This is a genomic window from Chromohalobacter sp. HP20-39, assembly GCF_033052815.1.
Classification (GTDB): Bacteria; Pseudomonadota; Gammaproteobacteria; order Pseudomonadales; family Halomonadaceae; genus Chromohalobacter.
Genome location: NZ_JAWHTP010000277.1, coordinates 1 through 371, shown reverse-complemented (window position 1 = coordinate 371; position 371 = coordinate 1). Strand labels below are relative to the sequence as shown.

General features: G+C 64.4%; 1 protein-coding gene. It reads left to right on the top strand.

Annotated elements, in window-relative coordinates:
* A partial coding sequence (locus tag RVY79_RS17975) for a hypothetical protein (protein ID WP_317465882.1) occupies positions 1–275 on the top strand: 275 nt, incomplete at its 5' end.
* Between the last annotated feature and the right edge of the window lie 96 nt (positions 276–371).

The window sequence follows — 371 nt, the reverse complement described above, 5'->3', positions numbered from 1 at the left end:
GGCAGACCGTGCTGCGGTCCGGCCTGGCACGCGATTGCGTGGCGCTCTCGTACCAGGGTGACGAAGCGGGTGCCGTGTGCGGCAACTTCGTCAGCGGAGATCACGAACCGCGCGGCGAGCAGGCCGAAACGTACGAGAGCAAGTTCCAGAACGTCGTTCTGGGCGGCCGTTACATCCTGACCGTAGAGGCCGACCCCGCAGCGATGGCATCCACAGAGGCCCTGCTGATTTCGGTTGGTGGTGTTGCCATCGACGATCTGTACCCCAGGCACTGATCGCAACGGCGGCGCCGGCTACCAAGCATCCGGGCGCGATCATTTCGCAGCTTTCTGGCCACGCCTGATGGTCGTCCGTCCTGAGGGGTGAGAACA